At 57.0% G+C, this 7837-nt stretch carries 7 protein-coding genes; 4 read left to right on the forward strand and 3 right to left on the reverse strand.

What is annotated here, in order from left to right; all coding sequences use genetic code 11:
* The first annotated feature begins 195 nt into the window (after window positions 1–195).
* Both Q7T10_RS07905 and Q7T10_RS07910 read left to right on the forward strand, forming a co-directional pair.
* Entirely contained in the window at window positions 196–1944 is a 1749-nt protein-coding gene (locus Q7T10_RS07905; RefSeq protein WP_304747347.1) for a GMC family oxidoreductase, read from the forward strand.
* Between the two features lie 52 nt (window positions 1945–1996).
* Window positions 1997–3448: an aldehyde dehydrogenase gene (locus Q7T10_RS07910; RefSeq protein ID WP_304747348.1), complete on the forward strand. Its 1452-nt coding sequence runs from the start codon at window positions 1997–1999 to the stop codon at window positions 3446–3448.
* A 97-nt stretch (window positions 3449–3545) separates the two neighbouring features.
* Here the strand turns inward: Q7T10_RS07910 and Q7T10_RS07915 are convergent, their stop codons facing one another.
* The 3 genes from Q7T10_RS07915 to Q7T10_RS07925 are packed head-to-tail and all read right to left on the reverse strand — an operon-like array spanning window position 3546 to window position 4609.
* Window positions 3546–3755: a hypothetical protein gene (locus Q7T10_RS07915; RefSeq protein WP_304747349.1), complete on the reverse strand. Its 210-nt coding sequence runs from the start codon at window positions 3753–3755 to the stop codon at window positions 3546–3548.
* Window positions 3752–3928 carry a hypothetical protein gene (locus Q7T10_RS07920; RefSeq protein WP_304747350.1) on the reverse strand — a complete coding sequence of 59 codons (177 nt, stop codon included), beginning with the start codon at window positions 3926–3928 and terminating at the stop codon, window positions 3752–3754. Before Q7T10_RS07920 ends, Q7T10_RS07915 begins: the two co-directional genes overlap by 4 nt.
* A gap of 57 nt (window positions 3929–3985) precedes the next feature.
* Window positions 3986–4609 carry a tyrosine-type recombinase/integrase gene (locus Q7T10_RS07925; protein ID WP_304747351.1) on the reverse strand — a complete coding sequence of 208 codons (624 nt, stop codon included), beginning with the start codon at window positions 4607–4609 and terminating at the stop codon, window positions 3986–3988.
* 597 nt (window positions 4610–5206) lie between these two features.
* On the opposite strand from Q7T10_RS07925, the gene Q7T10_RS07930 reads away from it, so the two are divergent.
* The gene (locus Q7T10_RS07930; protein ID WP_304747352.1) at window positions 5207–6541 is read left to right on the forward strand and encodes a cytosine permease; all 1335 of its coding nucleotides are present in this window, start codon (window positions 5207–5209) and stop codon (window positions 6539–6541) included.
* Between the two features lie 46 nt (window positions 6542–6587).
* The gene (locus Q7T10_RS07935; protein WP_304747353.1) at window positions 6588–7595 is read left to right on the forward strand and encodes an alpha/beta fold hydrolase; all 1008 of its coding nucleotides are present in this window, start codon (window positions 6588–6590) and stop codon (window positions 7593–7595) included.
* Window positions 7596–7837 lie beyond the last annotated feature (242 nt).

Below are 7837 nucleotides of genomic sequence, written 5' to 3' on the forward strand. Positions count from 1 at the left end.
CAAGGGGCCTGCGGACCTAGTTTCTGTTCCGTTTACCTCGCAGTTGTTCTTATTTGGAACAACTAGGCACTAGGGAAATCCCGAGGTAGTTGAGGCAGTAGCAAGTTTTTAAAGTTGGTAGTCGGTGGCGCAGTGTGTGCGCATGGCAAGTGCCACTGGAGACAGATTTTCTTAATAACTACCGACTCAAAACGCATGACTATGAATACCGATTCAAAAACCTCGACTCCCCCGGCGGACAGCTTGCTGGAGCATCTGGAACGCGCCCTGATTGCTGGCCGCATGAGCCGCCGTGGCTTTATGCGTGCAGCCACGGCAGCCGGCTTCGCCAGCGTGGCACTGCCCGCCCTGGCGGACGAGCTGGATGCCATTCGTGCCAACCAAAATGAACGCAGTGCCAAGGTACAGAACGCCTATGACTACGTAGTTGTTGGCACTGGCTCGGCGGCCTGCGCACTGGTGGGTAGGCTGGCTACCCGCAAGGATGCATCCATTCTTATGATCGAGGCTGGCGACTGGGACGTGGCACCTTCGGTGATGGACCCGAGCGTCTGGTTCACCAATCTTGGCTCTGAACGGGACTGGAAGGACGTGGCCCTGGCCGCACCGAGCACCAATAACCGCGCCATTCCCGAGCACATGGGGCGCGTGGTCGGTGGCGGCAGCAGCATCAATGCAACCATCTGGGCCCGCCCTTTCAAGGCCGACCTGGAGTTCTGGGCCGATGCCAGCGGCGACCGTGCCTGGAGCTACGAGTCCGGCCTGGAAATCTACCGTCGTATGGAAAACTGGCAAGGTGCACCCGACGCCCGTTACCGTGGAAAGAACGGACCCGTCTGGTGCCAGCCGGCGAATAACCCTCACCCCGTGGCGCCTGCCATGCTGGAGGCCTGCCGTGCCCTGGGCTACCCGGTGCTGGCCGACCAGAATGGCGCGCGCGAAGAGGGTGGTATTGGCTTTGCACTGATGAACCAGATCATTCGCGATGGGCGGCGCCAGAGCATGGCCCGCTCTTACTTGTACCCGATTTTGTCGCGTCCCAATGTAACCGTGTTGGTGAACACCCATGTGGACCGCTTAACCTTCTCGGGTACCAAGGTCACGGGTGTTCAAATTGCCACACCCGGTGGTACCAAGAACATTCGCGCCAACACCGAGGTCATTGTGAGTGCTGGTGGTATCAACACACCCAAGCTGCTGATGCTCAGCGGCATTGGCGACGAAGCGCAGCTGCGCCAGCACGGCATCAAGACATTGGTCAACTCCAAGGAAGTCGGGCGTAACTTCCAGGACCACATTCTGCATGGCGGCTGTATCTGGGAACCCAAGGAACATATTCCCCATCGCAACAGCGCGGCCAATGCAGCGGGCTTTCTCAAGAGCCAGGCATCGCTTGCATCTCCGGACGTCAATCTGGTCCAGATTGAGCTGCCCTATGCCAGCGATGTGGTGGGCAAGGAGTATTCACCTCCTGGTACCAGCTGGGCGCTGTGCGCAGGCCTGGTGGCGCCCAAGAGTCGTGGCGAGATCCGTCTGAGCTCCGCCAACCCGTTGGATCGTCCCGTGGTCGATGCTCGCTTCATGAGCCATCCCGACGATGTCAAGGCACTGGCCTTTGGTATCGAGGTGTGTCGCGAGATTGGCAATTCGTCAGCCATGAAGGACTTCGTCAAGCGCGAAGTTGCACCCGGCAAGAAATTGACGGGCAAGGCCATGGAAGACTTTGTGCGCAATGGCGCCACCACCTACTTTCACCAGTCCGGCACCTGCCGCATGGGCAAGGATGCTGAGGCCGTGGTGGACTCCAAGTTGCGCGTGAACGGTGTGCAAGGACTGCGCATTGCCGACAGCTCCATCATGCCGCGCATTGCCGGTGTAGCAACCATGGCGACTTGCGCCCTGATTGGTGAGCGCATGGCCGACATCCTGACTGAGCGCGCCTGAGGCCGCGCAGACCAACCGAACAACCCCGAACCATTGACCCAAGGAATACACCATGAAATCCCAACTCATTCTTGACAATCAAACTGTGGCCGCCAAGTCCGGCGCTACCTTCACCCGCAACCACCCCGATAGCGGTGAAGTAATCACCAGTGCTGCAGCCGGTGGCGTAGAGGATGCGGTGGCTGCGGTCAACTCGGCCCAGACCGCATTCCAGAGCTGGCGCAACAGCGCGCCCTCCGAGCGCCGCCGCCTGCTGCTCAAGGCTGCCGATGTGCTGGAATCCAAGACTCCGCAATTCATTGAAGTGATGGCTGCCGAAGTGGGCGCCGCTGCCCTGTGGGCCGGCTTCAATGTGCACCTGGCTGCCAACCTGTTCCGCGAAGCAGCGTCCATGGTCACCCAGATACAGGGTGAAACCATCCCCACCGACAAGCCCGGCGCACTCTCCATGACCGTGCGCCAGCCCGTGGGGGTGGTGCTGAGCATCGTGCCATGGAACGGCCCCGTTGTGCTGGCCGCCCGTGCCATTGCTTACCCGATTGCCTGCGGCAACACCGTGGTGTTCCGTGCATCGGAAGCCAGTCCGAAAACCCATCTGCTGGTGGCCGATGCGTTGGTGGAAGCTGGCTTCCCACCAGGTGTGCTGAATGTGGTGACCAATGCGCCCAAGGATGCTCCGGAAGTGATAGATGCGCTGATCGCGCACAAGGCGGTGCGCCGTATCAACTTCACCGGCTCCACCCGCGTCGGCCGCATCATTGCGCAAAAGGCTGCCACCCACTTGAAGCGCTGCCTGTTGGAGTTGGGCGGTAAGTCGCCCCAGGTGGTGCTGGACGATGCAGACATTGACGAAGCCGTGAAGGCAGCCGTGTTTGGCTCTTTCCTGTACCAAGGCCAGATTTGTATGTCCACCGAGCGCCTGGTAGTGGACGAGGCCGTTGCCGACGAATTTGTCGCCAAGTTTGCTGCCCGCGCCAAGGAACTGCTAATGGGAGACCCACGTGTCAATCCGGCCTGCGTGATCGGCCCCATGGTGGCCAGCGAATCGGGCTCGCGCCTGAACGCCATGATTGATGACGCCCTGGCCAAGGGTGCCACACTGGCCTGCGGTGGCAAGGCGAACGGCGCGGTCATGCCAGCCACCATCCTGGACCATGTCAAACCTGGCATGACCATCTATGGCGATGAAACCTTCGGCCCCATCACCACCGTAGTGCGTGTCAAGGATGTGGAAGAGGCCGTGGCCGTGGCCAATGACAGCGACTATGGATTGTCAGCTGCGGTATTCGGACGGGATGTGACACGCGCACTGGGCGTGGCCATGCGCATAGATTCGGGCTCTGTGCACGTCAACGGCTCCACCGTCCAAAACGAGGCCCAGGCCCCGTACGGTGGCACCAAGAATAGCGGCTATGGCAAGTTCGATGGCCGAGCAGTGATCGATGAGTTCACCGAACTCAAGTGGATTACCGTGGAACCATCGGTTCAGAACTATCCTGTCTAAAACACGGCTTGTTGGTGGGGGTAGCCGTCCTTCATAGCGGGCTGTAGTGCTGTCCGGCCAACAGATGATGGCCGGTCGTGCAAGCACTGAGCCCCGCTCAGTCCTTGAGGCTCACCCCCAGGACATTCAGCTTTCTTGCATACGAATCCCTGCGTTTTACTGCCTTTGCAGCTGTTTCGACGGCTGCCTGAATGGCCTTGGGCCCCTTCTTTTCAACCGCTTTGATCAATCCGAACTTGTGAGCAGCATCTGCCTCCGCCCTCCTGAAAGAGGCGATGAGTTCGGCATGGGCAACGGATTGATTCACAAGGATCTCATTGTCGAAAGCGCTATTTTCTGCGCTTTTTCGCGCTCATCACCGTTGAAGGCGAAGTGACGCCACAGGGTTGCGAGTGACTGGTTTGGAAAGTGTAGATAGGCAAATTCAGCAGCCGCCATCAGCTTGAAACTGACCTCTGCGGGCCAGTTGCGGTCGGTCACGAATGACCGCTGTCCGGCGGTCAAATCTTCGTGGCCAACTCACCGCAATATTTTTCGTTAAATATCGGTCTGCTCGGCCATTTCAAGGGCGTCTTCAACTTCGATTCCCAGATACCTCACGGTGCTCTCGATTTTGGTGTGCCCTAGTAACAGCTGAACTGCGCGAAGATTTTTGGTGCGGCGGTAAATCAGGGTGGCCTTGGTCCGTCGCATGGAATGCGTTCCATAGAGAGCCGGATCTAAGCCGATCTCCTTGACCCAGCCATCAACAATGCGAGCGTACTGCCTGGTACCAAGATGCAGCGATTCATGAATTCGGCTGGGAAACAGGTAGTCTTCTGATTTCAGCGCGGATGCCTTGATCCAGGCATCCACCGCTTCACGCGTGGGCGGGGTGATTTCAAACTGAACCGGCAGTGAGGTCTTTTTCTGCATAACGATGGCGCGGGTCGAAACTCGATCACCGTGACAAATGTCTTTAACTCGAAGATTTACCAAATCACACGCCCTGAGCTTGCTGTCGAGTCCCAAATCAAATAGCGCAAGCTCTCGCGTTCTGTGATTCAGTTGGAGTCGAACCCGGATGGCCCAGATGTCTTTGAGCTTCAGGGGCGCTTTTTGGCCGACAATTTTTCCCTTGTTCCAGGGGATCTTGGGTGGGCATTCGTGAACAGTTTCCATGATGAACTCCTTTGATGATGAGGGAGTTCAAGTTTGGTCAAACCGTAAGACTTCTCCAAGTCACCGCCATCAAGATGGAACTGCCGATACCGACCGTTCGTGAGTGGTAACTGAGTGCCCAGAGGGGACAATGCCGATTCCAGCGTCACGTAGCTGGCCGCCGGTACGAAATTGCAGTAGATCGAATCTCGGCGCGGTGGTGGGGCCACTGGTGTGGCCCATTCCAACCATGATTCAACAGCGAATGGCGAACAAATCGTCCATAAATGCGGGCAAGGGTAATCACCTATTTCAGAGAGGTTGAAAGCTGCCAGAATATTTGGGGACGAACATCGTCTTCAGATATTTAGCACCCGACTGCCACTACTGCCAGCAGGTGCAAGGCAAAAAAGCCCGAACCGGTTTATCCGGTTCGGGCTTTTTTGTTTGGTTGGTTTCTTTGTGAGTTTTCAAACGAACGCCTTGGAGTTCATGCATGGCTACGCCCGAAAGAAACACAACCGGCTGTGACGATTACGTCTTACGCCTGACAGCTATTTTTTTAGGTGGACGCTGTGCAACATCAACCAATATCGCATCGATAGAAGGAGAGACATGATGACTTCGAATAGTTCTACAGAGCACGTACTAGAGGACCTAGAACATGTGCTTGGCGACGAGTACGAGCACAAACCGGTACCGGCCCAGGCGCGGCGTAGCACCTTTTCGGTATCGATGGTGTGGATCGGTTTCCCGATGATCATCACGGGTGCCATGACCGGCTCAATCCTGGTGGCGGGTATGGGATTCAAGACCGCGGTACTGTCGATGCTGATCGGCAACCTGCTAATGTTTGCCTACGTGGGCTCACTGGGCTTACTGGGAACGACGCGGGGTTTTAACTTCGCGCTGCTCGCCAGCGCGGTGTTCGGCAAAAAAGGATACGTATTCGCATCCGGCTTGCTGTCGTCGTTGTTGCTGGGCTGGTATGCGGTCCAGACCGGCATTACCGGCAACTTAATTCACACGGCGTTTAAGCTCGATTACCTGACAATGACGGTGATCGCCGGGATCCTATATCTCGGAATTACCTTCGTCGGCATTCGCGGTCTTCACTGGATTGGACTGGTGTCCGTGCCCTTGTTTGTGGTGCTGGGCGGGTGGGTCGCATTTGACTCCGCCAGTGGCGCTGGTTGGGATAAGGTCATTGCCTACGCGGGCACAAAACCTGAAGTTCCAATGGCTTTTGGAATCGGGTTGACGATCGTGATGACCTTGTTCATCGACGCTGGTACCGTGACGGCCGATTTCAACCGGTGGGCTGCAGATGGCAAGAGCTCACTGATCGCAACGTTCTGCGCTTTTCCCTTCGCGAACATGGCGGCGATGCTCGTTGGCGGCGTGATGACCGCCGCTCTGGCGGTGCCGGATCCGCAGCCCTTTGGCTTGGACAATATGTTCGGCTACATGCTGGCGCAGAACAAGGGCTGGCTGGCGGTGATTGCATTTGTTTTCCTCTTCATCAATTTGGGCTCGGTCTGTGCTCACTGCCTGTACAACGCGGCGGTAGGGTGGTCGCGGATCGCCAAAAGCAAGATGCGTGTGTTCGCCGTGCTGTTGGCTGTGGTCGGCATCGCAATTGCTGCTGCCAACGTGTGGGCTCTATTCATTCCATGGCTGTCGCTTCTTGGCATTCTCGTGCCACCAATCGGCGCCGTGATCATCGCGGACTTGTATTTTGTCCGGCCGCACGCCACCATTGAGTCCGACTGGCGACCAAGGGCGTTCATCGCGTGGGCTGCCGGGTCGCTGGTCGCGTTCGGAGTGGAAAATTTTGCACCCCAGTTTTCAACGGCCATTGCGGCATTCATTGCAGGCGGCGCTGTCTATTTCTTATTGGGATTGTCTGACGAGGACAAGGCGAGATCGGTGGCAGCTAAGGGTCGGGCATAGCGACTGCGGCAACTGTTGGCAACTTAACTCAGCATTGGAGTGATAAATGGACTATGAAATATTTGAACTCGGCGATGTCGCACTGCTCAAGGGTGCGACCCTGCGCGGCGCCAAACTTGCCTATAAAACCTATGGCAAGCTGAACGCGGACAAAAGCAATGTGATCGTCTACCCCACTTGGTATTCCGGGCAGCATTACGACAATGAGTGGCTGATCGGCAAAGGTATGGCGCTGGACCCCGATAAGTACTTCATCATTGTGCCCAACATGCTGGGAAATGGGTTGTCATCATCTGCGAGCAACACGCCAGCGCCTTACGACCGTGCACGATTCCCGGACATTACGTTGTACGACAACGTGACGCTGCAACACCGCCTGGTAACGGAGAAGTTCGGGATCAAAAAAATCAAACTGGTCGTGGGCTGGTCCATGGGCGCTCAACAGACAAACCAATGGGGCTGCCTGTATCCCGACATGGTTGAGCGGATCGCTCCGTTTTGTGGATCCGCCAAGACCGCGCCGCATAACTTCGTCTTCCTTGAAGGCGTCAAGGTTGCACTGACGAATGACGCTGCATGGAACAACGGCTGGTACGACACTCCCCCGACCAAGGGGTTGCGCGGTGTTGGTCGCGTCTACGCGGGGTGGGGTTTGTCACAGCCGTTTTACATGCAGGAACTCTGGCGCACGATGGGGTATTCGTCGCTGGAGGATTTTTTGGTTGCATTCTGGGAGGGTTTCTTTCTTCCCAAGGATGCCAACAACCTGCTGACCATGCTGTGGTCATGGCAGCACGGCGACATCAGCGCGAATCCGGTATTCAACGGCGACATCAAGAAGGCCCTCGGGGCAATCAAGGCGAAGGCGGTAGTCATGCCGGGCGAGATGGACTTGTATTTTCCCGTTGCCGACAACGAGTGGGAGGTTAAACACATGCCCAACGCAGTATGTAAGCCCATCCCGGGCGTATGGGGTCACTTCGCTGGTGGTGGAGCCAACCCCGTCGATACAAAATTCATTGATGACAATTTGAAAGAACTGCTGGCCAGTTAGGCCGGAGGGCGGGCCCGTTTCCCAGGCGAGTATCGAAAGCTTGCCTGGGAACGATGTTTAAATGGCGGTTCTGGCGCTAGGCAAATGCTTTGCGCTGCGCCCTCGAGGGTGTCCCGAATTTTGTGTAAACGGCGGTTGAGTTAGACGCGCGGCATGCGCTCGTCAAACTGAATGGTAAAGCGATTCAAGGCAGCCTTCCAGTCCCGAATCGGCATGGTCCATTTCTGACTGATGTTGTTCAG

Source organism: Rhodoferax sp. (genome assembly GCF_030646845.1).
Classification (GTDB): domain Bacteria; phylum Pseudomonadota; class Gammaproteobacteria; order Burkholderiales; family Burkholderiaceae_C; genus Rhodoferax.

What these genes read in the sequence shown, in the direction of transcription:
- Q7T10_RS07905 (WP_304747347.1), top strand. Translation starts at nt 196, where the DNA reads ATGACTATGAATACCGATTCAAAAACCTCGACTCCCCCGGCGGACAGC.
- Q7T10_RS07910 (WP_304747348.1), top strand. Translation starts at nt 1,997, where the DNA reads ATGAAATCCCAACTCATTCTTGACAATCAAACTGTGGCCGCCAAGTCC.
- Q7T10_RS07925 (WP_304747351.1), bottom strand. Translation starts at nt 4,609, where the DNA reads ATGGAAACTGTTCACGAATGCCCACCCAAGATCCCCTGGAACAAGGGA.
- Q7T10_RS07930 (WP_304747352.1), top strand. Translation starts at nt 5,207, where the DNA reads ATGACTTCGAATAGTTCTACAGAGCACGTACTAGAGGACCTAGAACAT.
- Q7T10_RS07935 (WP_304747353.1), top strand. Translation starts at nt 6,588, where the DNA reads ATGGACTATGAAATATTTGAACTCGGCGATGTCGCACTGCTCAAGGGT.